At 46.5% G+C, this 26221-nt stretch carries 11 protein-coding genes; 2 read left to right on the top strand and 9 right to left on the bottom strand.

Annotated elements, in window-relative coordinates; all coding sequences use genetic code 11:
- Positions 1-368: 368 nt before the first annotated feature.
- Positions 369-14003 (bottom strand): beta strand repeat-containing protein, encoded by a 13635-nt coding sequence (locus tag AAA943_RS18895; RefSeq protein WP_338225869.1) that lies wholly within the window; start codon positions 14001-14003, stop codon positions 369-371.
- 1220 nt (positions 14004-15223) lie between these two features.
- Here AAA943_RS18895 and tnpA point away from each other — a divergent pair.
- On the top strand, positions 15224-15673 hold the full coding sequence (gene tnpA / locus AAA943_RS18890; protein ID WP_338225867.1) for an IS200/IS605 family transposase: 450 nt from the start codon (positions 15224-15226) through the stop codon (positions 15671-15673).
- Positions 15674-16958: 1285 nt separating this feature from the next.
- Here the strand turns inward: tnpA and rho are convergent.
- The 4 genes from rho to AAA943_RS18870 form a co-directional block, all read right to left on the bottom strand.
- Positions 16959-18764 carry a transcription termination factor Rho gene (gene rho / locus AAA943_RS18885; RefSeq protein ID WP_338225864.1) on the bottom strand — a complete coding sequence of 602 codons (1806 nt, stop codon included), beginning with the start codon at positions 18762-18764 and terminating at the stop codon, positions 16959-16961.
- Positions 18765-18964: 200 nt separating this feature from the next.
- On the bottom strand, positions 18965-19654 hold the full coding sequence (gene recO, locus AAA943_RS18880) for a DNA repair protein RecO (protein WP_338225863.1): 690 nt from the start codon (positions 19652-19654) through the stop codon (positions 18965-18967).
- 6 nt (positions 19655-19660) lie between these two features.
- Positions 19661-20245, bottom strand: coding sequence for a thymidine kinase (locus AAA943_RS18875; RefSeq protein WP_338225862.1), 585 nt, complete (start codon positions 20243-20245; stop codon positions 19661-19663).
- Positions 20246-20248: 3 nt separating this feature from the next.
- Complete coding sequence (locus AAA943_RS18870) at positions 20249-20575, bottom strand: 2Fe-2S iron-sulfur cluster-binding protein (RefSeq protein ID WP_338225860.1); 327 nt, start codon at positions 20573-20575, stop codon at positions 20249-20251.
- 33 nt (positions 20576-20608) lie between these two features.
- On the opposite strand from AAA943_RS18870, the gene AAA943_RS18865 reads away from it, so the two are divergent.
- A complete protein-coding gene (locus tag AAA943_RS18865) occupies positions 20609-21706 on the top strand; it encodes a hypothetical protein (protein WP_338225858.1) in 1098 nt (365 codons plus the stop codon).
- 80 nt (positions 21707-21786) lie between these two features.
- On the opposite strand, the gene rodA is transcribed toward AAA943_RS18865, so the two are convergent.
- Genes rodA through mreC form a run of 4 tightly spaced genes read right to left on the bottom strand, consistent with a single transcriptional unit; the run spans position 21787 to position 26214 of the window.
- Positions 21787-23061, bottom strand: a complete 1275-nt coding sequence (gene rodA, locus AAA943_RS18860; protein ID WP_338225856.1) for a rod shape-determining protein RodA — start codon at positions 23059-23061, stop codon at positions 21787-21789.
- Entirely contained in the window at positions 23062-24864 is a 1803-nt protein-coding gene (gene mrdA / locus AAA943_RS18855) for a penicillin-binding protein 2 (RefSeq protein ID WP_338225855.1), read from the bottom strand.
- Positions 24864-25385: a rod shape-determining protein MreD gene (locus tag AAA943_RS18850; RefSeq protein WP_338225853.1), complete on the bottom strand. Its 522-nt coding sequence runs from the start codon at positions 25383-25385 to the stop codon at positions 24864-24866. Before AAA943_RS18850 ends, mrdA begins: the two co-directional genes overlap by 1 nt.
- Positions 25375-26214: a rod shape-determining protein MreC gene (gene mreC, locus AAA943_RS18845; protein WP_338225851.1), complete on the bottom strand. Its 840-nt coding sequence runs from the start codon at positions 26212-26214 to the stop codon at positions 25375-25377. Before mreC ends, AAA943_RS18850 begins: the two co-directional genes overlap by 11 nt.
- Positions 26215-26221 lie beyond the last annotated feature (7 nt).

Below are 26221 nucleotides of genomic sequence, written 5' to 3'. Positions count from 1 at the left end.
CCCAAGGATACGAGGTAGATCAAAGTGTCCTCAGCACTTCCATGTATTCAAAGACCAAATTAGGCCTCCTATTTAGGGCAGGTGGAGGGAAAGGAATGCTGACCAAAGTCGATGGTACTTTAGTAAAAGTACCCTACTATTGAGAAATCGTAGACACATTTATCATCCTCTCAGAATTCAACCGAATTAATCAACAGCCTCCACTCGGAATCCATAAATCAAAAGTAGTTCTATTTTTAAGAATTGGACTTTATTGAACCAGGATAGATCAGGGGAATGGCCCATACCCTTAAAAAGGAGTGGCGATTTTTAATCGAATATTTTTTTAAAAGGTATATCTTAAGCCAGGACCTAAATTAAGCAAAACTCTACCTTCTCAAAATCACCTTGTGGTATTCCCTGTTGGCTCCCCAGCTGATTTCCAAAGTGTAAACTCCTGCAGCTTTTAACTGGAGGATATCAGCAAGACGAAGACTTAGTTCCCTAGGACTTTCCCCTTTCAGAATATCAAATTGGCCGGTTGCAGAGATCAGACGGACTGTGATTTCCTCATCATTGTAAGCCCCGTTGTCCAGCATTTCCAAGTTGATCGGATCTCCCGTGGTTGGGTTAGGATATACCTTCCATCGGGTCAATCCAGGCAGGGATTCTACCTGAATGGCCTTGATATCGCTGTATGTGAAATCCCCGTCAAAGTCAAATTGCTTCAATCGATAGAATATGTTGCCACCTGCCAATGGGAGTTTGAAGTCTTGATAGGAATAATCAGTCGGAGAATCCGAGTAACCCGCTCCATTAACCTGACTGATGGTTTCCCAGGATTTTACATCATTGACTGATCGCTCGATTTCGAATCTGTCGTTTTCCCATTCGTTGGCGGTAGCCCAGGTCAGGTCCCCAGAGCGCATAGATGAATTGTATTCCGCATTAAAATAGAGGTATTCCAAAGGTAAAATTCGGAAGTTGGGGTAGCGGATGTAAACGACGCCTTGGAAGCCGTTGCTTCCACCCGTTCTTCCAGCTCCTCCACCAGAGCCATAGGTGGTTGCTGGCAGGCCTATTCCTGTATTGTTTCCTCTTCCTCCGGCATAGAAAGTCGTGCCGCCTGAATTGGTATAAGGGCTTCCTCCCATTCCCGGTTCGTTTACTGTAGCTCCGTAAGAAGTTCCTCCACCTCCAGCTCCATAATAAATGTTTTCACCTGAAATGCTTTGCATCACCCCATTTCCGCCGGAACCTGCACTCATCAAGGATGCATTTCCAGATCCGTTGTTACCTCCCAAAGCAGCTCCTCCTCCTCCGGCGCCGGATCCACCGTAACTTTGGCCCATCGCAACACCCCCATTGTTTCCGTTGCTGGCCACCCCTCCTGAGGATGCGTTGGTTCCAAAAGCCGCTCCTCCGCCTCCTGAAGCTCCATCAGAGCCGACTCGATCTACAGAATTAGCGCTGGAAGATCCTCCACCACCACCTCCTGCGGCAGCTAAATCATTGAAGCTATTTCCACCGGCATAGGCAAAAACCGGACCGGTGAAAGTTGACCCTGTTCCATCACCCCCTTGCTGATTGGCACTGGTAGCACCAAACCCTTGTCCGCCCGGAAGTACCTGGAATACGGCTCCTTGAAGGCCTGGGGCACCATTCATGGTGATGCCTGTGAAATGCTGATAAATCACGGCTCCACCGCCGCCGCCGCCGGCAGCATCACCAAAACCACCGCCTCCGCCGCCACCGACTACCAACACCTCAAATTCATCCAAGCCATCCGGTGCATTCCAAGTCCATGAAGAACAATCCCCCGTCACACGGATGACAGTATAGCCCTCAGAATCAGTGTATTGATATACATCACCAGTGCCTGAGCAAGGTGATGGATCTGGACAATCGTAAGTAAATACCAACCTTCCATTTGGACCGGTGGTACTTACTATAGCCTGGGCTAGGCGATCAGCAAGTGGTTCGGTATCAGGGACCTGTGTAGCAAAAACGTCTGTGCCGTTAAACACCACAAAGATAAGCTCACCAGGAATGACGGAAACGCTTTGAGTAGCTGTATTTCCACCTGTGCCATCTCCAAAAGCCTGAATGGTAACCTGGCTCACACCGGCAGCAACTGAATAGGTGGCGTTTCCATCTCCAGCCAAATACTCCGTGCTACAATTGATACCGTAAGGTACGGTATTGTTGTTTGGTGGACTGTAGGGGCAAAGGGCCGATATCTCCCGGATGGAATTGATGGTCAAAAGGGTTGTTCCTTCATTCGAATAGGGTAGGGACTGGAAGGTGAATTGACCGGTGGTAGTGACGGTCACCAAAATAGTCTGGTTTGGCGCGGCATTGGCTCCGCTTAAGCTATAGTTGATCTCATAGTTGCCGGGAGTCAATTCATTACTGTAAACGGTGAAAGTAGAAGTATAAGGAGGAGTAGACCCCGATGCGGGATTAACCACATCAATACTAATGATCGGGTAGGTCGGATTGTCAACGGTGATGGTTCCTGTTGCATTTATGGTACCGCAGACCCCTGTCACAGGAATACTGTAATTGAAAGATCCCACTTCCGTTGGAGTGCCTGATATAGTGATTTCTCCAGTTGAGGAATTGAAGGCAGCACTTACACCCAAAGGCAAGCCGTTGGCTCCTGCTATTCCTGCATTGGCTATACCATTGGCTCCGGTAGAAGAATGGATAATTGTAACTGGTTGGGGTACATCCAAGCACAAGGGGGGATCCGGGTTGACAGGAGCCACGTTAATATTCGGCAGGATGGTTACCTCAACTGGACTGGTTGGAACTGATTCACAAACTACTCCATTGAATGTGGAAACTGTTCTTCTTCTGAATCTGGTAGTGACAAATAGGGGAGGCGCGTCATAGGTTGCCAAATTTGCTCCGCTTATCTCTGTCCAGGTAGTAAATGGACTCACTGAAGATTCCCAAACATAGAATAGGGAACCTGAACCGGTGCCATTATCCGGGCTTGTGAATGCGGTGGGGTCTTCTCCCTCGCAAATTGCCTGATTAGATGCAATACTTCCAGGTGTCGGAACGGTGCTTACCGTTACTTCCACAGGGGCAGTTGGGACAGACTCGCAGGCAACACCGTTTAGGGTTGAAATAGCAATTCTTCTAAATCGAGTGGTTGCCGTCAAACCAGAAGGGGCATCGTAAGTGGCCAAACTGGCACCACTAACTGGAGTCCAAGAAGCGAATGGACTTACTGAACTTTCCCAACGGTAAGTAATTGTTCCACTTCCAGAACCTGCAACAGTACTGGTAAAGGCCAAGGGATCTCCCCCATTACAAATGGTTTGATTGGTGGCAATTGAACCTGCCGTAGGTATCGTCTGAACCGTAATGGTAACTGGAGGGGTGGGTGGTGACTCACAGGTAAGTCCGCCCAATGTAGCCAAGGTTGTTCTTCTATATTGGGTGGTTGTAGGCAAAACAGGGGGATCGTAGGTAGCCCCTGTTTGTCCTGGGACAACTGTCCAGTTAGGAGTGGTCAGATTAGTATTGGACTCCCATCGGTAGGATATTGTCGCCCCGGATTCTCCGGTGCCATTGGTAACACTACTTAAGATCATCGGGTCTTGCCCGGAACATACGGTTTGATTGGCTGCAATCGCACCTGTTGTAGGCGTGGCGCGTACAGTAATTGTACCGGTTGCTGTGGTGGGTACACAAGTACCTACAGTTGTAATGGTGTAATTGAAAACACCTGATTCAGTAGGTGAGCCGATGAATTGAAGGTCAATACCATTCCAGATGGCCGTAATTCCATTGGGCAGTCCTGTGACTTCAGGTCCAAAAATACCACTACCTGCGTTATAGGATAATGGGCCTAGAGGACTGTTTTGACAAATTGTTTGGTTGTCCGACCCAGCGCCAGAGGTGAGAACAATAAATGGTTTTAGTGTTCCGAAGGATATATCATCCAGACCAAAGTCGTTTCCTCCTGCTACAGTATTCAAGTTTCTGATTCTAATTACCGCTGTTGTCGCAGTCCCGGAATTCCAAGTGGGATCACTATAAAATCTGACCCAGTTGTTAAGATTTACTTGAGCATCAGAAGTCGGTTTAGGGGCAGTGTTCAAATCAGCAATTGTACCAACTAAAACGCCATTCACTTCAAATTGTAGTCTTGCTGGGTTTGATGGGTTCAAATTCATTGCCCACGCCGAAAAATAGTAATCGGTATTAGGTTCAACGGTTACGGTTTGCTGCCAGATGATTCTTTGTCTTGGTGGAGTTCCTATGGTAGTGGTTGCTCCATTTACCATTAAGAAATTTCTGGGTCCGGTGGCATTGTTGGTCCGGTCTCTGCCATGGAAATTCGGGTGATAACCTACGCCGTTAGTGGGGCTGTGAGCACTTGTATTTACTGCATATCTAGTCTCCGGCCATAAACCTGAAGTGTTAACCCCTGTGTAAAAGGCTTGATTCTGGGTATATTCAGTGAAGAAGCTAGGGCTCGCAGGGTTGAAATTTGTAAATGAGCCATCCGTTACCAACTCTTGAGCAACACCAATAGATTCTGTGGTTGAGCATCCATTTGGAGCTGTTACAGTTACAAAGTATTGACCGGAGAGATCGACCAGAATATTGGAGGTGGTCTGACCGGTATTCCACAGGAAGGTGCTGCCTGGTACGTTTGAATTGGCTATCAATTGAACTCTTCCCCCGACCACGCAATAATCAGGTGCCACAGTAACTTTAGGACTGGGATTTACTGTAATTGTAAAAGTCTGAGAAGGACCATCGCAACCATTGGCTCTTGGAGTTACGGTAATTGTTGCCAGAGCCGGGGCGACGCCATTATTGATTGTGGTAAAGGAAGGAATATTCCCAGTTCCCGAAGCAGCCAAGCCGATGGATGGATTAGAATTGGTCCAATTGTATTCAGTGGTGGTTGGATTTCCATTGGGAAGAAGAACTGGGCTCCCGGTAAAGTTAAATGGACCGACGGCTGTACCATTACATACTGCTGCTGGAGAGCTTACCGGAGATACATTTGGTTCTGGTTGGACCCGTACTCGAATAGTAAATGGGGCTCCTGTACATCCATTGTAGATAGGGGTTACAACATAATCTACATTTCTCCTTCTTATGTCACTGTTGAAAATAGTACCTGAAATAGTTGTACCGGATCCATTACTGGATCCCGATAGATTACCATTTTCATTCGTGAATACCCAGGTGTAGGTGGTACCAGCTGGAATTAAGCCATCGACACCATCTTGGGGGGTAAAGGAGAAAGACTGTCCGCTACAAATGTCATATCGAATATCAAAGGGGTTACCAGGAAATTGATTTGTTATTGATGGGACAGGATCAATTCTTACCGTAACATTTGCAGTAGTAGAACAGCCATTTGCTGAGGTTGTCAAGCTGTAAACGACGTTTACGGGACTTGATGTAGTGTTTATCAGTGTCTCATTGATATTTCCTGTTCCACTTCCTGCAGTATTGCTTATCCCTGTCACAGCTGCTCTCGTCCAAGAGAAACTTGCTCCAGGAGTAGTACTTGTAGGAGTGTAGGTAAAGGCAGCATTGCTGCAAACCGCCGCTGGAGTCAGACTACTGCTCAAGGTCGGGCTGGGATTTACCCTTACCGTTACATCTTGGGTGTTACTGCACCCATTTGAAGAAAGAGTAAATCGATAGACTACGTTTTGTGGGATTGTAGTGGTATTAATAAGAATCTCATTGGGATTCGCGTTTTGAGGTGTAGTAATTGCCGGATTGCTGATTCCAGCTACAGCGGCTCTTGTCCAAGTGATGGAGGTGCCCGCCGTGGCACTTGTTGCCGTATAGGTGAATGGACTACCCGTACAAATTTCAGCAGGAGCTAGTGTACTGCTTAATTGAGGAGTTGGATTCACCGTCACTCGTACATTTTGAGTATGGGTACACCCATTTTCATTGATGGTGTACACATACGTCACCTCGATGGGATTTGGGGTGGTGTTGTTTAATACTTCGTTGGGGTTGGAAGCCTGAGGAGTCGTTACCGCAGAATTACTGATGCCAGGCACAGCAGCTCTGGTCCAGGTGAAAGTAGCAGTTCCACCTGCGCTGCTTGGGATGTAGGTAAAGCTAGACCCACTGCAAATGGCACTAGGAGTTAAGCTGCTGCTTAATGTGGGCCTTGGATCCACCCGAACAGTAACGTTTTGTGTGTTTGTACAGCCATTTGCTGTTAGGGTAAAGGCATAAATTACATTGATCGGACTGGAAGTTGTGTTGATCAAGGTTTCATTTGGATTCGAGCTTTGAGGAGTGGTTACAGCCGGATTGCTGATTCCTGCCACTGCTGCTCGAGTCCAGGTAAATGTGGTTCCCAACACTGTGCTAGTAGGGGTGTAGCTAAAGGTCAAATTTCCGCAGATAGCCGTAGGGTTAATTGGGCTGCTTAAGGTGGGAGTTGGCTTAACTCGTACCGTGACCTGCTGGGAATTGCTACATCCATTTGCTGTGATACTGTAGGTGTAGACTACATCAATAGGATTTGATGTGGTATTTATCAAGACCTCATTCGGATTGGCGGTTTGGGGATTTGAAATCGCTGGATTACTGATTCCTGCCACAGCTGCTCGGGTCCAAGAGAAAGTGGCTCCAGAAATGGTACTTGTAGGGGTATAAGTGAAAGCAGAATTACTGCAAATATCCGGAGGGCTTAATGTACTGCTCAGTGTTGGGTTGGGATTGACCGTGATGGTCACCGTAAATGGATTGCCGGCACAGGACCCTGTTGCTCCGGATTGAGGGGTCACGGTATAGACTACGTTCTGAGGAGTGGTGCTCGTATTGGTTAAGGTTTGGGAAATGTTCGTCTGAGCAGTAGTCTGGGTGGTTTCTCCACTGACATTGGGATTATCTACTACCGTCCATGTGTAAACCGTCCCAGAAGGAACCACATTGCCCCCTCCATTGGTCGGAGATATAGTGAAGGCATTACCACTGCAAATGGTCTGTGCCTGGGCAAGAATTTGTGGACTTGGATTGACCGTGACAGTCACGGTAAATGGATTACCCAGACAGTTTCCTGCTGCTCCGGATCTTGGAGTCACCGTGTAAATGACCGGCTGAGGAATCTGGGTGAGGTTGATTAGTGTTTGAGAAATGGTGGGCTGCCCGGTGGATTGATTGGTTTCTCCTGTGACATTTGGATTATCTGCCACAGTCCAAGTGTAGGAGGTTCCGGCCGGCACCACTGTTGTACCTCCATTTGTAGGAGATACAGTAAATGCTGATCCACTGCAAACTGCAGTAGTTTGGTTTGGAATTTCAGGGTTTGGATTGACTGTCACTGTGACAGTAAACGGATTCCCTACACAAGTTCCTGAAGTAGGAGTAACTGTGTAGACCACATTTTGAGGGAGGTTACTGGAATTGCTTAGTGCTTGAGAAATAGTTGGCTGAGCTGTAGTTTGATTTGACTCTCCGTTGACATTGGGATTGTCCACAACGGTCCAAGTATAGGTGGTTCCTATAGGTACTCGGGTAGCTCCTCCATGGACGGGAGAGACGGTAAATGTTTCTCCATCACAGATTGTGGCAGTTTGTGCAGGGATAGAAGCACTTGGATTGACCGTAATGGTAATTGTAAATGGATTGCCCAAGCAAGAGCCTGAAGTGGGAGTTACGGTATAAGTCGCTGTTCGAGGAGTATTCGTGGAATTTACTAAGGAGCCGGTTATGCTGCTTCCACTTCCGGCAACTCCTCCCGTAAGTCCTGCAGATAGGGTAGGGGCTGTCCAAGTGTAGGTAGTTCCAGAAGGAATTGTCCCATCGATACCTTGTGCTGGAGTGACAGAGAATGTTCCACCAGTACAAATAGTCTGGTTCAAATTGTTGATTTGAGCTTTAGGATTCACCGTTATTGTTCCGGTAGCCACCTCTGATCCACAAGCTCCAATTAATGGAATAGAATAGGTATAAGGACTGCCTGCAGAGGAAGTCGGCGTTCCTGAAATAGTGATTATACCTGAACTCCATGTTGCACTCACTCCAGGAGGAAGACCATTTGCTCCGGCCACTCCATGGTTTGCGATTCCGGTCGTGCCGGTGGTAGTGTGGGTAATTACCGGATTTAATGGGGTATCCACGCAAAGGGTTTGGTTTGCTGCCGTAGAGCTTGAGCCTGTAATTGCAAAGGCACCAGAAACGGAAGAGGTCACCGTACCGCAATCGCTTGTAGCCAAAGCATAGTAATAAACGGGACCAAAATCTGAGGTTGGAGGAGTAAAGGAAGAGCTGATTTCTCCTGTGATCAAGGTTCCTCCCGATGTTGAAGCGGAGGAATTACGGTACCACTGATAGGATAGATTAGCACCAGAAGCCTGAAAGGTCAAAGCTGAGAAGCTGTCTCCCGGGCAAATAGTCTGAGGGGAGGTATCCAAGTCTGAGACTATTGCTGTGACAGGTGGAGAGACAAAATATCTTCCTGAAACATCGGAAGTGACTGTTGTACATGGGCCGGTAACTACCACATAATAGTAAAATTCTCCTTGAGTTGAAGAAGGAGGGGTGAAGCTGGCCGAAGTTGCACCGGGAACTGCAGTGCCACCTACCGAACTGGCAGTACTGTTGCTAAACCACTGATAGGTCAAACCGCTTGCTCCACTTGCGACCACCGAAATGGGAGAAAAAGTATCTCCGAAGCAAACTTCAAATGGATCTACACTGGGTTGTGTATCAATTTGGGTGTCACCATTGATCGTGACAGTAAGAGTAAATGGATCTCCCACGCAGCCTCCTGATATCGGGGTCACAGTATACACCACATTCTGAGGACTGCTGCCAGTATTTGTCAGAGTTTGGGAAATAGTGGCTTGAGGTGTTCCTTCGTTGGATTCTCCTGTCACATTCGGATTATTAGCTACAGTCCAAGTGTAAGTAGTTCCCGTGGGAACTATTCCATCCACTCCTTGCACCGGACTGACTGTGAATGTACCTCCAGAACAAACCTCTTCAGAAAGTGTAGAAATATCCGGTGTTGGATTTACCGTCACCATGACTTCCTGAATATGGGTACAACTGTTGGCTGTGATAGAATACTGGTAGATTACATTAATTGGATCTGGAGTGGTATTGACCAAAACCTCATTAGGATTGGTTGATTGAGGTGTCGTGATCGCAGGATTACTTATTCCAGGGACTGCCGCTCTAGTCCAAGTGAATACTGCCCCACTGGTTAAGCTGCTTGGAGAATAAGTGAACGTTTCATTTCCGCAGATAGCCGGCGAAGTCAAAGGGCTGCTTAGGGTGGGGGTTGGATTTACGGTGACGGTTAGACTTTGTGTGTTGCTGCATCCATCTACCGATAAGGTAAATTCATAGATTACATCTATTGGGGAAGCAGTTGTATTGACCAGGGTTTCGGTGATAGAGGCGGTGCTTCCGGTGCCAGCCGGGTTACTGATTCCCGAGACCAGGGCCCTTGTCCAAAGAAATGAAACCCCTGGGGTGTCACTTGTCGCAGTGTAAGTGAATTCCCCACCGTCACAAACCTGAATGCTTGTGGCACTGCTCAGTGTAGGAGATGGTTTGACGGTTACTGTGACATTTTGAGTGGTAATACATCCATTTGCACCTAAGGTAAAGACATAGACAACATCGATCGGATTAGCTGTCGTATTGATCAATGTTTCATTGACTGTATCCCCTGTACCACTGGAAGCAGCATTGCTAATTCCGGAGACAAGGGCTCTGGTCCAGGAGAAAACTGTGCCTGATGTTGCGCTCGTCGCTGTGTAAATAAGATTATCATTTGAGCAAATTTCCAAGCTGGTAGTGCTACTCAATACCGGACTTGGATTTACCCTTACTGTGACACTTTGGGTGTTGTTGCATCCATTTGCTGTCAGCGTAAAGTTGTAGACCACATCAATTGGACTGGCCGTGGTATTGATCAAGGTTTCATTTGGACTGGAAGGCTGAGGAGTAGTGACGGCTGGGTTACTTATTCCTGATATAGCTGCCCGGGTCCAAGTGATATTCGTACCCGCAGTAGTACTTGCAGGTGTATATGAAAACACAGAATTGCTGCAAATAGCAGGAGGACTCAAGGAAGTGCTTAAGGTTGGAGTTGGATTTACCCTAACGGTTACATTCTGTGTGTTGGAACACCCGTTTGCAGTAACGGTATAGGCATACACCACATCGATCGGATTAGCCGTGGTATTGATGAGCGTCTCGTTGGGGTTGGAAGCTTGTGGAACTGTTACGGCTGCATTGCTGATTCCGGTCACAGCGGCTCTTGTCCAAGTAAAAGTAGCCCCGCTCACCGAGCTGCTCGGATTGTATGTAAAGAGGGCGTTGCTACAAATAGCCGTGGGTGATAGTGGACTACTTAAAGTTGGGGTTGGATTGACTCTAACTGTTACATTTTGAGTATTGGTGCACCCATTGGCAGTGACGGAATAAGCATAGATGACATCCACAGGACTTGTGGTTGTATTGATCAACACTTCATTTGGATTAGAGGCCTGAGGGGTAGTCACCGCAGGATTGCTGATTCCGCTTACCGCTGCCCTTGTCCAGGTGAAAGTTGCTCCCGGAGTCAAGCTTGTAGGGGTATAGGTAAAGGCTGAATTACTGCAAATCGCATTTGGACTCAAAGTACTGCTCAATGCTGGAGTCGGATTGACTCTTACCGTTACATTTTGGGTATTGCTGCATCCATTGGCCGAGATGGTAAAGGCGTAGACCACATCAATTGGATTTGCAGTAGTGTTAACCAAAACCTCATTGGGATTATTGGTTTGTGGAGTAGTGATTGCCGGATTGCTGATTCCGGCTACTGCAGACCTAGTCCAGGTAAAGCTGGCACCACTTGTGGAGCTGGTTGGAGAATAGGAGAATAAGCCATTGCTGCAGATAGCTGCCGGGGTTAAAGAACTGCTTAGGACTGGTGTTGGGCTAACAGTTACTGTAACATTTTGTGTATTGGTACAACCATTGGCAGTCAAAGTGTAGACATATACTACATCTATCGCATTGGGTGTGGTATTGACCAAGGTTTCTGTAGAGGTGGCCCCACTTCCACTGGCTGCCGGATTACTTATTCCTGCTACAGCTGCTCTTGTCCAGGAGAAAGATGTGCCCGGAGTAGCACTGCTGGCTATGTAGCTGGAGGATACATTACTGCATCGGGTTTGGTTAAGTGGACTGCTGAGGGTAGGCCTTGGGTTGACAGTAACGGTAACAGTGAATGGGTTTCCCACACAACTTCCTGCTGTTCCTGATCTGGGCGTGACTGTGTAAGTAACAGTCTGAGTTACGGTTGAGGTATTCGTGAGCGTTTGGGAAATTGTCGATTGGGCTGTGGCTTGTGCCGACTCTCCTGTGACATTGGGATTGTCTACCACCGTCCAAGTGTAGGTAGTATTGGCGGGAACGATAGTGGCTCCACCGTTGGTAGGGCTCACTGTAAAGGCCTCCCCACTACAAATGGTGGGTGTTTGGGTTGGAATGACCGGGCTCGGATTGACTGTAACCGTCAAGGTAAACGTATTTCCAGTGCAGGCACCGGCAGTGGGAGTCACCGTGTAAGTTGCGTTCAAAGGCGCATTGGTAGAATTTATCAGCGTACCCGTAATGCTGGATCCACTTCCAGCCGAGCCACCGCTCAGTCCAGCGGGAAGGGAAGGACTGGTCCAAGCATAGGTAGTGCCCGCAGGAACAATGCCGTTGGTGCCATTGACCGGTAAGGCAGAGAAGGGCTGATTGCTACAAGAAGTTTCACTCATAGCAGTGATTGCAGGTCTTGGATTGACGGTTATCACCACATTGAATGGAGCTCCAACGCAGCTTCCCGTAACTGGGGTTACAGTATAGGTTGCTGTTTGAGGGAGGTTGGTTGGGTTAGTCAATGTACCAGAAATCGTATTCCCCCCTCCTGGAATACCACCGGTTATCCCTCCGGTTACCGTTGGGGCGTTCCAGGTGTAGGTGGTCCCGGCAGGCACTACGCCATTTGTACCATTCGTTGGGGTCACAGCGAAGGAGCTCTCACTGCAAACTTGCTGATTGATCGTAGTAATTGAAGCACTGGGATTTAGCAAAATGTTCAGCTGGAATGGACTTCCTGCGCAACCATTCGTGATAGGGGTTACCGTGTAAACAACCGGCTGGGCCACGTTTGTAGGGTTAACCAGGGTTCCTGTGATAGAAGACCCTGAACCAGAAGCACCTCCCGTGACTCCTCCAGAAACCGAAGGTGCGGTCCAGGTGTAAGTTGTTCCTGTAGGAATTCTACCATTTACCACATTTAGAGGCGTGATGGTGAATGGAACCCCGCTACAGAGAAAATCACTAAAGTTATTGACTTCAGCTACCTGAGAGATCGTGATATTGACGTTTCTTGTAATGTTTCCGCAGGAGTTGGAGGCAGTTACCGTGTAGTTGGCAGCAGCAAGACCAGTTAATGTGGTTGGAGTCCCGGTGATTTGTCCTGTAGTAGTATTCAAGGATAGACCGGCCGGTAAAGCTGGAGAAACAGAGAATGTCGTAGCAGGACCGCCTCCGCCAAAGGAAGGATTGTTGGGTGTGATCGGAGAACCCGCACAATAAGTCACAGTATTGTTGGTATAGTTGAGTCCCGTAGGAGCAGCAGGAGTAATCGTGATATTCAATACTCTTGCTACGCTGCCGCAGGAATTAGTAGCCGTCACGGTGTAAGCGGCTGTGGGGACTCCTGCTACAGTTGTGGGTGTTCCGGTAATTTGGCCAGTAGATGGATTAAGGGATAAACCAGCAGGTAAAGCAGGGGATACTGTAAAGCTGGTAGCCGATCCACCGGTTACTGTAGCATTATTGGCTGTAATGGCTTGGTTGGCGCAGTAGGTGGGATTATTATTGGTATAGCTTAGGGTGGAAGGGGCTTGGCTTATGGTAATGTTTGGAGTAATGTATTCTGCATTTCCTGGCCTGTTCCTAAACCAAAAATTAGCCTCATTAACTACGTCAAATCTGAGGTTATTCACTCCAGCTGCCAGAGGAGTAGTATATCCGCCTCCTGCATTATTGGAAGCTCTTAAGGTGAAATTATACGTTCTTGTGTCTCCGGGTGCAAGGTTATTAGCATCTGTTCTTACGTGGAAATCATTCCAGTTGACACCATTTGGGTTCCATCTTACTCCAATATTAATATCCGGTGATGCATTTGTCCAAGGCGCTGTTCCTCCATTTCTAATTGTTACCGAAATGTTTCGATCTTCTCCGGGACACCAAGTTGAAGAGCCATAATCCACGGAAACAAATTCGGCACAAAACTCATAAGTGTATGTGATTCTGATTTGGCCATCGCCTCCATTACCTCCGTTTCTGTCCGTTCCAGAATTTGCTCTACCTCCTGAACCTCCACTACCTGGATCATTTCCAGCAGTTCCAATTACATTATTCGTATTTCTACCATTTGCACCTGCGGTGCTTCCGTTGGAAGATGTTCCACCATTAATTCCTGACCCAGAGTTTCCATTTCCTGAAGTGCCAGCACTAGCCCCACCCCCACCACTTTCAGAATTTGATGCATTTCCTCCAGCTCCACCATAATGAGAGGCTAAGGTTCCTCCAATGTTTCCAGTTGTTATAGCTGCTGCCCCAGATCCCCAAGTGTTATTTGTGTTAATTGTTCCTGCCCCATTTCCCCCAACAGCAAGAAGGGTCGTATTATTTTGGAACCAACTGCTTTGTCCATTGCCGCCTGAACCGCCATTGCCACCTTGGCCAATAAAGAAATTAATACTCCCAGAAAGTCCAGTAAATGTACGCCGAACATAGCCTCCTCCAGATCCCCCTCCTCCCGCAGATGGATTACCATTAGCTCTTCCTCCAGCTCCTCCAGCGCCCCAAACTTCCACAGTTATGGAAGTAACATTGGCAGGGACTACCCATGTTCCTGCACCAGTACTCGTCAACGTAACCGTTTCGGTACACTGCCCCCTCACTTCTCCGACTCCTAGGCATCCCATAAACAGGATAAATAATGAAGTCAAGATCCAAAATCTTCTCCTGAGCCCCGGCCCTTGATTTGGGAGCGTAGGCCTAGAATTTCGACTTGGGAAAAAGTCCTTCATTTGTGTGCTGATAAACCTAACAAACATACAAAAAAACGAATTTCAAATGCATTTTTTTGCTTGAAAATCTTCTCCTTAGCTCTTGCACTATAGCTTGAAAAAGCTGAGGAAAATTGGCAAAAAATCCTAGGTTTGTCACTGTTTTGAAAGTCAATGACCCTTTGGGAAATCCTTGTGAAAATGAATCCAAGCAGAAGAGGATTATCCCGGAATGAAAAAATCCCAAAGCACACCACCTTTCATTCCTTCCAAATAAGGCAAGTTGGCACCTGTTGCCTGTTTTCCGGCTGCCTCCGAACTCCCAGCTTAGGACATCTGGCAGAGCAAATAATATCCCTGGAAAAAAGGATTTGGTACAAAATAAACTGTAACTGTTCTCCATAGGCAATACCCCTCAGTCCTCAGAAATATCTTTTTCATTTTTATCAAAAGGAAACAATCTTAAGAAGTAAAAACCAATTATACAAAATATTATTTTAGTGTCGGATTTTAGTTTTGGAAATACAAAAATCTGTCCTTCAAGTTGATTTCAGGAAATGAAAGAAAAGTGTAAAGATTCGAAAACGGGCCTGAAGCGTACTGCTTAGACCTCCTGAAGGCGAAAAACCCTGCTTGGCAAGTCAACCTTTGCAATTAGAATAACTAGCTCTTATGAGCATCTGACAAATAAAGAAGATGATCTTAACCTTTAACCTGAATAATGAACTGGAATCAATTTTGTGCCTGGCATATTCGCCTCTTCCGTTTTGGGATATTTGTAATCTGGATAAAGTCTTACCAAGGTTGGTACTTTACTCATGCGATCTGGCACATATAATCGGATTAAATCGGCCCTTCAGGCCTAACGAGAACTGATAGGGCCACGAAATCCCAGCCCTGAGGACTGGGTTAGTATAAGTCGGCTCGTTGGGCCTAAATTTCACTTATTTGCGCATTGCAAAGAAGGCCAATGGCCTGACTTATAATAGCTCAGGGTGTAAGCCCTGAGAAACCGAGAATGATGAATGAACAATTCAAAGGAGGTCTGAAGGACCGTGTTTTCCGAGAATTAAATTCCCTGATAATACGATTGTGATTAATTCATTATTAGTTAAATTAGAATTGATATCCTATTGGTTTTCAACCTAATCTAAAGAGTCATGTCGCAATCTTTGGCAAAAGTTTACCTACACATCATTTTTTCTACAAAAGGAAGAAAGCCACTTGTGAAAAAGGAATTAAAGGCTGGGATGGAATCCTATTTGGTAAAAGTTGGTAGTGATTTGGGATCCTTCACAGAGGCAATTTACCTCAATCCAGATCACTTGCACTGGCTATGTACCTTGCCAAGGACTATCACAATTGCTGATTTTTTAAACAAAATAAAATCTAATTCATCAAGAATTGGAAAAATTGAGGTAGATGAAAACTTCAGCTGGCAAAATGGTTATGGAGTTTTCTCAGTAAGTCAATCCAAGTTGGAAGTGGTCAAGAAATACATTGAGAATCAGGAAGCGCATCATCAAAAAATCTCATTTCAGGATGAGTATCGGGAGTTTCTTGAAGAATATAAGGTGGAATATGATGAAAAATATGTGTGGGATGAATAAAAAAATTCGGCCCTTCAGGCCTGGGTGGAAATCTCGCTATTCTAAAATCCCAGCCCTGCGGGACTGGGTTAATATAAGTCGGCCCCTTGGGCCTAGTCCCGGGATCACTTCTAAGTAGCCTCAACAAAGAAGGCTGGAAGCCTTCCTCAAACCAGCTCAGGGTGTCGGCCCTGAGATTATGGTGTTGTAGTGGGTATATCGTGAAGGTCTGAAGGACCGTGATGTATTTCCATTAATTTAGTCGGCCTTTCAGGCCTAATCCTGACCAACTGTGTATCTCTTTCCCCAGCCCTGCGGGACTGGGTTAATATAAGTCGGCCCCTTGGGCCTTTTCTCCTAAAGAATCACCTATCTCAATGGATCAATCAAAAGGCTGAAGGCCTGACTTGTTGCAGCTCAGGGTGTCGGCCCTGAGATTATGGTGTTGTAGTGGGTATATCGTGAAGGTCTGAAGGACCGTGATGTATTTCCATTAATTTAGTCGGCCTTTCAGGCCTAATCCTGACCAACTGTGTATCTCTTTCCCCAGCCCTGCGGGATTGGGTTAATATAAGTCGGCCCCTTGGGCCTTTTCTCCTAAAGAATCACCTATCTCAATGGATCAATCAAAAGGCTGAAAGCCTTCCTCATACCAGCTCAGGGTGTCGGCCCTGAGATTATGGTGTTGTAGTGGGTATATCGTGAAGGTCTGAAGGACCGTGATGTATTTCCATTAATATAGTCGGCCTTTCAGGCCTAATCCTGACCAACTATGTATCTCTTTCCCCAGCCCTGCGGGATTGGGTTAATATAAGTCGGCCCCTTGGGCCTTTTCTCCTAAAGAATCACCTATCTCAATGGATCAATCAAAAGGCTGAAAGCCTTCCTCATACCAGCTCAGGGTGTCGGCCCTGAGATTATGGTGTTGTAGTGGGTATATCGTGAAGGTCTGAAGGACCGTGATGTATTTCCATTAATTTAGTCGGCCTTTCAGGCCTAATCCTGACCAACTGTGTATCTCTTTCCCCAGTCCTACGGGACTGGGTTAATATAAGTCGGCCCCTTGGGCCTAGTCCCCGGATCACTTCTAAGTAGCCTCAACAAAGAAGGCTGAAAGCCTGACTCATACCAGCCCAGAGAATATGGAATTACCCCATGATTTTGGGAGGTCTGAAGGACCGGATTTTCCCGAATAATTTTTACAAAAAAAACCGACCCTCCCGAGCCGGTTTCATTTTTTTTATATGGGCACCTGTGCTGAGCGAAGTCAAAGCATCGGTCACCAGACATCCACCATCGGACCTCTTTACCCATTCATACTGATCAAAAACTCAGCATTGTCCCGGGTTCCTTTCATACGGTTAAGTAAGAATTCCATAGACTCCTGAGAGTTCATATCGCTCATGAGCTTGCGGAGAATCCATACGCGCTGCATCTCTTCCTTGTCCATCAACAAGTCCTCACGACGGGTACCTGATCCCAATACATCAATAGCAGGGTAGATTCGACGGTTGGCCAACTTTCTGTCGAGGGCCAGTTCCATGTTGCCGGTTCCTTTAAATTCTTCAAAGATCACCTCATCCATTTTGGATCCTGTCTCCACCAAGGCTGTAGCGATAATGGTCAAGGAACCTCCGTTCTCTACATTTCTTGCCGCGCCAAAGAATCGCTTGGGTTTGTGCAATGCATTCGCATCCACACCCCCGGAGAGGATCTTTCCTGAGCTAGGTACCACCGTATTGTGTGCACGCGCAAGTCGGGTGATGGAATCCAGAAGGATTACCACGTCGTGCCCTACTTCGACCATTCGCTTGGCTTTTTCCAAAACGATGTTGGCTACCTTCACATGGCGGTCGGCCTGCTCGTCAAAGGTGGAGGAGATGACTTCTGCCCGAACAGAGCGGGCCATATCCGTCACTTCCTCCGGACGCTCATCGATCAGCAGGATCATCAGATGGACTTCCGGATGGTTTTTAGTGATCGCATTGGCGATTTGTTGAAGGAGGACAGTCTTACCAGTCTTCGGCTGGGCTACGATCATTCCTCGCTGTCCTTTCCCGATAGGGGCAAATAGATCCAGGATTCGTGTGGAGTATCCATCCGGCTTGGTGGACAGGTTTAGTCTTTCTTCAGGGAAAAGAGGGGTCAGGTATTCGAAAGGTACCCTGTCTCTGATTTCGTCTGTAGTTTTTCCGTTTACTGTGCCCAATTTGAGCAGGGCAAAGTATTTCTCGCCTTCTTTGGGAGGACGAATGGAGCCTTTGATGTGGTCTCCGGTCTTCAGTCCAAAAAGTTTGATTTGGCTGGGCGATACATAAATATCGTCCGGAGAAGCCAAGTAGTTGTAATCCAAGGAGCGAAGAAATCCATAGCCTTCCGGCATAATTTCCAAAACCCCTTCATTTTCGATCACCCCGTCAAATTCCCTTGGGCTGACAAAAGGTTTTTTTCGGTTGGAGTTCTGAACCGTCTCAGCAGCCGGCATCATCACTTCGTCGTGAGATTTGAAGTTTTTTCTCTTAGGAAGTTCGATTTCAGATTCCTGTTTGCCTCCTTTGCTCTCCTCGTCGGAAGAAGTATTGGGCGGTGTTTCTTCAGAAACATTGGCATGGACATCAACTTCCTCAAAGACCTTTCTTCTCGGTCTGAATGTCTTGGGTTCTTCTGCGTTTCCAGGATCTCGTTGGGGTTTTTCCGCTTTTGGAGTCTCCTTTTTTTCGGGTTTGGGTGCAGGTTCTCGCTTGGGCTTGGATTCTGAGACGGGTTTTTCTTCCTTGGGAGCCTCAGGTTTTTCGGGGGCCGCTGGAGCCGCAGGGGCTTCAGTCACGTTTTGTCTTTTGAATTTCGGTTTGAAATCAGCTGCATCAGCGGGGGGGGTGGTAGGAGCAACTGTAGCGGATTCGGTTTTCTTTTGGTCATCTTCCGCTTGTGATTCGACGACGGAGGGCTTTTTCTTGGGGAGTGCCTGCTCTGGGGTGATGGCTTGCTGGTCGAGGATGGCGTAGACTAGGTCGTCTTTTTTGAGGTTTTTGTAATTTTTGACCCCAAGTTCCTCAGCAATCTCCTTCAATTCAGATAAAAGCCTGATTCGGAGTTCTTCTATGTTGTACATAAAGAGGGAATGAAATAAATAAAATCTTGTATGATGTGGTAATTGGAATCGTGGATGATTTTCTGAGCAAAAAAGGTCTGCAGGAAAAGCTCAAGTCAAAGTGGGCTGACTTGCTCATACACGGTGATAGCGCAATAATAAGTCCAAGCTTTGGATTTAACAAATTTTTTGAAACAGGATTCCTTTTTTTCCTAAAAGAATCAGGATAAGACCTGTCGAAGCACGGCCAGGGATTTGAAGGGGCTGGGATTGTCCAGATGCTCACTGTAGTATCCCAGCAAGAAATCCAGCAGTTTTCTCCTGAGGTCGGCATTGATTTTTTTGGGACAGGTGTAGCCCCCGTCCAGGAGCTCATTGATAAAATGGTAAGCCTCTTTTTGCTCGGTATGGGTGAAAGGCTGTTGTCTGGACTCTTCAAAGTACAGGGAGGCTTCTTCGGGGCCAAAACCCAGGTATTTGGCTTTTTCCAGTAAAAAGACGAGAGGAAAATGGGCCAAAAACGTATCTTTTTGATCCAAAATCTGAATACTTTCTTTCAGGAAATCAAAAAGAGACTCATTCTGATAGTTCTCATAAATACTTCTGCTGATCACTTCGGTCATAAACAAAGCGATACCGGTCCGCTGAAAATCGAAAGGGATCATCTGAAGGGGGAATTGAATTTTTGCCTCCGATACTCTTTGCAATCCTGCATTTTCCTTGTCATAGACCACTAAGTCCAACAGGGTTAGGGGTTGATAGAGTGCCATCTTGCTGCTTTTTCCCTGAGATCTGACCCCATTGATCAGGTAGGCCTTCAGCCCGAGCTCACGGGTAAAGATTTTCACAATGATGCTGGTCTCCTTGTAGCGGATATAGCTTAAGGCAATGCCCGAGGTCTTTTTGATCATGGGGATTTACTTTTTATCCTCCAGAAAGCATTTTCTGCACCGGGCTTCATAGCTTTCCTTTTCTCCCAACACGACCTTATCCTTGCTGGCAGAGAGCCTGAGCGAAAAGGCAGCCAAATCCCCGCATTTCATGCAAATCGCATGGACCTTGGTCACGTATTCCGCTATGGCCATCAATTGCGGCATGGGTTCAAAGGGTTTTCCTTCGAAATCCATATCCAATCCTGCCAGGATGACCCGCTTGCCCTGATTGGCCAAAAGCTGCACCACCCGGAGGAGTTCGAAATCAAAAAACTGGGCCTCATCAATGCCTACCACCTCACAGTTTCCAGCCAAGAGCAAAATATCCCCTGCAAATTGGACCGGGGTGGAGCGGATGCTGTTTTCGTTGTGGGAGACTACATCGGATTCATGGTAGCGCTTGTCAATGGAGGGCTTGAAGATTTCCACCTTGAGTTTGGCGATTCTGGCCCGGTGGAGTCTTCGGATAAGCTCTTCCGTTTTTCCTGAAAACATAGATCCACAGATCACTTCGATCTGTCCTTTTCGTTCGGCAGGTCGTCGAGTATTGGGTGATGGCTCGATAAACATGAACTATTCGGTATAGGTAAGGTGAGGAAACTTATTGATTTCGGCGACCCGTATGAGGATCTCTCCTTCTAAGATACGGGTTTGACAGGTCAGGCGCTCGGAAGATTTTAGGCGGTTTTGTTTTCTGTAGAACAGCTCCCTTTCTGTGGGCTCACTGAGCTTTCCTTCATTTTTTATCAAAATCATTTTGCAGCTCGTACATCTTCCTTTTTTCCCGCAGGCATGCATCCAATCAATTCCATTTTCATGAATTAATTCGATAACTTTACGATCTCCGTGCACCGATTCAATGACAAAATTTCCAAGGTTTTGAATGATAATTCGGGGCATTTTTACGTTTGATTTTGAAAACCGGACCCATTCATGACAATTCAAATTAACAGCAATTATTTAGAAAATTATTCTAAAGAATACGCCCAAATCGTCTGCGACCGCTTTTTTTCTGACCGAAAGTTCATTTCCGGTCAGGAAATCATTCAGTTGACGAACAGCGTTCAGGTCAATTTTTTTATCATCAAGCGGCTTTTTGAACTTTGGCAGGAGGAATTGGGAAAGCTAAAATCCAACCCGTTTTTTGATTACAGAGATATTTCTGTCCATGAAGCTTTGACCCAGTTTATGAATGTGCTTTCACGAAGAATCAAAGTGGAACGAACCCACTTTGAACCCCTGGTCAAGGATGCGGTCAGCCAATCGATTCATTTGGCCTGTTTTCCTGTGGATTTTTACCAGACTGAGATTCAAAAGGCTCCTTCAGGCAAAATCAACGAGTACCTAAGGGAAAACCGAAAGTATTACAAATGGCACGATCTAGTGATCACTTTTCTCATAGACAAGGCAGGTTTTGGTCAGGATAAGGACCCTTATCTCAAAGCCATAGCGGCCAACTATCAAGTAATCCGCGAAAATCTGGAATCGGAAAACCTTCTCTTGGCTACCTTGGGAGATGTTCGTCCTTTTGACACAGATCAGTACAAGGGGCACGATTCAACCTCTTCTGTTGAAAAAGAAGAACAACCCAACCCTGAACCGATGGTCAGATCCATCTCCCCTGAACAGACTCCTGTGACCGTTAAGGAAGAACCGATTTTGGAAGAAGTGAAAGTGGCGGTGGTAGAAGCGGCCAAACCCGTATACCAATCGCCAGCAGCCAAGGGGACTTTGGACTCAGTGGCCTTAAAGTCCCATTTTTCTGCCCAAAGCTACAAAGGCATGAAAGGCATTTTGGGGGAATTGTCCGATAGCCTGGCCTTGAATCAGCGGTTTATGTTTACCAAGGAGCTATTCGATGGCAACGCGGATTTGCTCAAGCATGCGCTCAAATCCATCGATCAGGCTGGGTCTTTCGAATCGGCCATTGAGCTGATCAATTCCCGCTATGTGGCAGAATTAGATTGGGAAACTGATTCTGAAGTGGTAAGGGAGTTCTTGATGTTGATTTATCGCAAGTATCCAGATTGATTTTTTTCCCCTAGTTTTAGCAAGAAGACTGGGTTGTTCGGAATCGGAGAGAAAACCCAGCTTTTTTTTGCCTACTTCCATCAATTCAACCGACCTAACTGAGAGGCTCGTGAAGAGTCCAGTTTGATAAAAATAAAAAGCAAGACGGTAAAAGACCAAAGTGAGGAACCTCCGTAGCTGAAAAAGGGAAGCGGGATACCTACCACCGGAAAAAGCCCAATGGTCATGGCAATATTGATCATGAAGTGGAAGAGCAAAATCGAGATCACCCCATACCCATAAATTCTGGAAAAGCGGGTTTTTTGTCGTTCGGCCATGATGACCAGTCTGTATAGCAATCCCGTAAATAAGCTGATTACCACCAAGCTGCCTACCCATCCAAATTCCTCACCCAAGGTGCAAAAGATAAAGTCTGTATGCTGCTCAGGGACAAAATCAAACTTGGTCTGTGTCCCTTCCAGGTATCCCTTGCCAAAAAGGCCTCCGGAACCAATGGCAATTTTGGATTGGGTCACATTCCAGCCCACACCCAAGGGGTCAATATTGGGGTTGAAAAGCACCATGATTCTGTTTTGCTGATGCGGGGGAAGCTTGGATACCACATAGTCGAGGGAGTAGGTAAATGCGATCAGTCCCAAACCGATGAGGGAAAGGACTATGGTTTTTTTCACGCTCCTTCTGCCCAAAAGTGACAAAGTGATAACCAGTAGTGCAATAGCTGCTACCAGGTAGAGGTTGTTTTCTACTCCTAATGCCAATAGGGCTAAAGCCACCATTCCAAAACCCAACAAAAAATACCATTGAGGCAGCCCTTCCCGATAAAACATCAGAAGGAAAGCAAAAAACACCATGGCTGTTCCGGTGTCCGGCTGAAGTAAAATCAATAGAATGGGAATAAATAGTACCCCGAAAGCAATCAGTTGATTTTTAGTTTTAGTCAGGTCAAAAGTGGGCCTCTCCATAATTTTGGCCAAGGCCAAAGCTGTGGCAAACTTGGCAAATTCTCCAGGCTGAATTCTAAAACTGCCGAAACCAATGGACAAAACCTGTCCATTGACTTCTTTTCCTATGAATGGAGTGACTACGAGGAGAGCTATAAAAAAAAGGAAAATAAACAAGGATAGATTTTCAAAAAACCGATAGTCCGCCACCATAATCAAGATGATCAAGATCACCGAGATTCCGATCCGCACGAGCTGTTGCCCTGAATTGATAGACATATCAAACATGCTCTGAGGAGCTTGACTATCATACACTGCCGCATAGATATTGAACCAGCCAAAAATTACTAAGGCAAAATAGATGAGGACCACGCTCCAGTCCACCCGACTGATTTGAATATCAGATTCTCTCATTTAATAAATAAAATTGCCTGCTACTACATATTCCTGAAGCGCAGGTCTCGTGATCTCTCCCCGCAGGTATTTTTCAATCATCAAGGAGGCTGTACTGGCAGCAGCCCTACCTCCCCAGCCTGCATTTTCCACGTAGACGGCTATGGCGATTTTTGGATCCTCCTTCGGAGCAAAAGCAATAAATACCGAGTGGTCTTCCCCATGGGGATTCTGCGCGGTACCTGTTTTTCCAGCCAGGGTGATATCCTTCATCGCTGCTCTTGCGGCTGTTCCATAAATGGCCTCTGCCATGGCGTTTTGGATCAGATCAAAATGATGGGCGTCTACACCCACTTCACGCTTGATTTGGTATTTTCCGGGAATAAGTGTGGGATCACCATCCACTGCCTTGATCAAATGCGGGATGTAGTAGTACCCTTTGTTGGCAAAGATGGCAGCCAAATTTGCCATTTGAAGGGGAGTGACCAGCATCTCTCCCTGTCCGATCGAAAGAGAATAGATCGTAGAATACTTCCACCTACCTTCCCCGTAGATTTTGTTGTAGTAATTTCCCGAGGGGATTTGGCCGGGCTTTTCGTTGGGGACGTCCACGCCCAGATTGGACCCCAGCCCAAAGCGCATTACTTTTTCCTTCCAGTCATTCAGGCCGATTTCCGTATCCTTGAACGTATTGGAGACGATTTCACGGTTGATGATTTGCCGAAATGCTTGATGGTAATAGGGATTGCAGGAATTACGGATAGCTCCAAATAGATTGACAGGACTTGGGTGATTGTGGCAGGCCACTAAGGAACGGTTGCAGGAAAAGGTTGTCTCAGGCACCAAGATTCCATCCTGCAGTCCTATCAGGCTTTGAACGATTTTGAAAATAGATCCAGGAGGGTAGGTGGCCATGATGGGTCTATTAAACAGGGGTTTTTCAGGGTCCCGATTGAGTTGGAGGTAGTTTTTACTGAAATCTGCTCCTGTCAGTACATTGGGGTCGTAAAACGGCGCTGAGATCATGGCCAGAATTTCTCCGGTCTTGGGTTCTATGGCTACCACCGACCCTTTTTTTCCTTGCATGAGCATCTCCCCGTAGCGCTGAAGGTCCATGTCCAGGGTTGAGGTGATGTTTTTTCCTGCGATGGAGGCAGTATCGTACTCCCCGTCTTTGAATGGACCTTTATCCACACCCCGGACATTGACCATTTTGTATTTGACCCCCTTTTTTCCTCGAAGGTCATTTTCATAAAACCTTTCCAGTCCGCTCAAGCCGACGTAATCTCCTTGGGTATAATACTTGGTAGTGTCTCTCTCAAGTTGGGTTCCGCTGATTTCTCCGATATACCCCAATGCATGGGCAGCGGTGGAGTTGGGATAGGACCTCACGGATCGGGTCAAGATAAACAGCCCCGGATAATCGACCAGAAAATTCTGTATCCTTGCAAAATCCGTCGTGGAGATCTGCTTGATCAGCGGGGATGGCTTCACAGTAGAATACTTTCGGGCAGCCGTCAAGGCTACGTTTAGGTCCTCTTTGGAAATCTCAAATAGCTTGCAAAATTGAAGGGTATCCTTAATTTTCAGTTCTTTAGGGACCACCATCAAATCAAAAATGGGATTATTGTAGACCAAAAGTTCTCCATTTCGATCATAGACTAATCCCCGGTAGGGATGGTCTACGATTCGTTGGATAGCGTTCCGTTCAGCTTTTTTCAGAAAACTGTCATCGAGTACTTGAATAGAAAACAGGCGGACAAGGAGAACCAAACTCACCAGGAAAATAAAGATGAGAATGATTACCGGTCTTTGATCATTCATCAGATTCCCCTCCTACGTTTGAAGAACAGAAGTTGCACAAGTATAGCCAAAAGGCAAGTGAAAATCGAGGAAAAAAGACTTTTTGTCAGAATTGAAAAAAAGCTTCCAAATCCCCACTGATCTAGGCCAAAAAAGGCCATGGAAAAGAGAAAAACCAGAGGAAAAGCATAGCTCAAAAACCAACCCAAGCCCATTTCCCCCAGGGTGGGAGCCTGTAAGTCATCATAGCCTCCGGTGGGGCTGATTACCCGAAGCCATAGTGGTCTTAAAAAGGCAAAGAGAGTCGCTGCTGCCATGTGAATTCCAATCGTTTCGTAGAAAACATCTACCATGAATCCCATACCAAAAGCGATCAAAAGCAGAGGAATTGCACGAATACTGATCGGCAATAGCAAAATCCCCAACAAATACAGAAAAGCGAAGGCCTGACCAAACAACGCCAGATTTTTCAGAAAAAATATCTGGATCAGCAGTAAGGCCGACAAGCTAAACAGGTAAGAAAAAAAACTTCTAATATTCATTGCTAATCTCTGACTGTTGATAGAGCGAGTCCAATTCCTCAAACTGGGTATTTTCTACCAAGTAGACATAGCTCACTTTGCTGAAATCTGTACTCAGTTTGATTCGGATTTTCAGGTAATTCGGATTATCCGTATCGGGATTGACCTCATTGATGACTCCGATAGGAATACCCTCCGGAAAAACCGCGTTGAATCCAGAAGTAATTACCGTATCCCCGGGTTGGGTTAAAATATGCCTTGGCACATACAATAGATTGGCCTCCAGGGAATTTTTGCCATCCCACTGCACGGAGACCAGGTCATTGGTGGATTTGATTTTGGCCGAAATCAACAGGCCTGTATTGAGCAGGGAGAAAGCTACCGAATAGTTTTCTGAGACGGATTTGACTCGTCCCACCACGCCATCAGGATTGAAGACACCCATTCCGGGCTTTACCCCATGCTTTTTTCCTTTGTTGAGGGTAAGGTAATTCTGCGCAAAACGCAGGGAATTGGCAATGACCCTAGCTCCTCGAAACTCATAGGTCATCTCCAATGCAGAATCAAGGGGCAGATATAGGCTATCGGCAGGATAGGTGAGGAAAGTAAGTTTCGACCTGATTTCGGCATTTTCCTCCGTCAGGGATTCATTGGCTTCTGCCAAAGAGAAGAATTGCACCAAGTCGGCTTGCTTCTTCAATACAGATCCAATGACTGCATTGGAACTGTTGAAGAAAGCCGCCCCTTGAGGGGAGTTGTTGGTGACGACCATCCAGATGGCTATCACTTCCAAGAGGATGAATAATAGGAATGCTCTTAATCGGTAAAGAAATTGAAGGATGCGTAGCATTCAGCGA

It is taken from the genome of Algoriphagus confluentis (genome assembly GCF_036245625.1).
GTDB classification, from domain to species: Bacteria; Bacteroidota; Bacteroidia; order Cytophagales; family Cyclobacteriaceae; genus Algoriphagus; species Algoriphagus confluentis.
The sequence above is the reverse complement of the archived record's forward strand: the minus strand, read 5'-3'. Positions and strand labels throughout refer to the sequence as shown.

What these genes read in the sequence shown, in the direction of transcription:
- tnpA (WP_338225867.1), top strand. Translation starts at nt 15,224, where the DNA reads ATGTCGCAATCTTTGGCAAAAGTTTACCTACACATCATTTTTTCTACA.
- rho (WP_338225864.1), bottom strand. Translation starts at nt 18,764, where the DNA reads ATGTACAACATAGAAGAACTCCGAATCAGGCTTTTATCTGAATTGAAG.
- recO (WP_338225863.1), bottom strand. Translation starts at nt 19,654, where the DNA reads ATGATCAAAAAGACCTCGGGCATTGCCTTAAGCTATATCCGCTACAAG.
- AAA943_RS18875 (WP_338225862.1), bottom strand. Translation starts at nt 20,245, where the DNA reads ATGTTTATCGAGCCATCACCCAATACTCGACGACCTGCCGAACGAAAA.
- AAA943_RS18870 (WP_338225860.1), bottom strand. Translation starts at nt 20,575, where the DNA reads ATGCCCCGAATTATCATTCAAAACCTTGGAAATTTTGTCATTGAATCG.
- AAA943_RS18865 (WP_338225858.1), top strand. Translation starts at nt 20,609, where the DNA reads ATGACAATTCAAATTAACAGCAATTATTTAGAAAATTATTCTAAAGAA.
- rodA (WP_338225856.1), bottom strand. Translation starts at nt 23,061, where the DNA reads ATGAGAGAATCTGATATTCAAATCAGTCGGGTGGACTGGAGCGTGGTC.
- mrdA (WP_338225855.1), bottom strand. Translation starts at nt 24,864, where the DNA reads ATGAATGATCAAAGACCGGTAATCATTCTCATCTTTATTTTCCTGGTG.
- AAA943_RS18850 (WP_338225853.1), bottom strand. Translation starts at nt 25,385, where the DNA reads ATGAATATTAGAAGTTTTTTTTCTTACCTGTTTAGCTTGTCGGCCTTA.
- mreC (WP_338225851.1), bottom strand. Translation starts at nt 26,214, where the DNA reads ATGCTACGCATCCTTCAATTTCTTTACCGATTAAGAGCATTCCTATTA.